This is a genomic window from Pseudomonas sp. IT-P2 (assembly GCF_949767575.1).
GTDB lineage: Bacteria > Pseudomonadota > Gammaproteobacteria > Pseudomonadales > Pseudomonadaceae > Aquipseudomonas > Aquipseudomonas pharyngis.
This window is the reverse complement of the sequence record NZ_CATKQA010000038.1, coordinates 1-317: the sequence shown is the minus strand read 5'-3', so window position 1 is coordinate 317 and position 317 is coordinate 1. Positions and strand designations below refer to the sequence as shown.

At 54.3% G+C, this 317-nt stretch carries 1 protein-coding gene; it reads left to right on the top strand.

All coding sequences use genetic code 11. The features are described from left to right. On the top strand, window positions 1–317 hold a 317-nt coding region (locus tag ACM6JM_RS19285), incomplete at both ends, for a transposase (RefSeq protein WP_414882355.1).

Sequence of the window (317 nt, the reverse complement as noted above, 5' to 3'; positions counted from 1 at the left end):
TATTTGAGTCTGGTGACGGATGCCTTCTCGAGAAAAATAGTCGGCTATCACGTGCATGGCAGCTTACATGCCGACTCGGTGGCTCAAGCCTTGCGCATGGCTTTGAAGACGCGTCGAACATGCCAGAAACTGGTTCATCACTCAGATCGAGGTGTGCAGTACTGCTCGGCGCTTTATCAAAAGCTCCATGCCAAGCATGGCATCACGTGCTCAATGACTGATGGCTACGACTGCTACCAAAACGCCCTGGCAGAGCGGGTCAACGGCATCTTGAAGACAGAGCTCTTGCTCCACCGGCCGACAGACTTGGCGCAAGC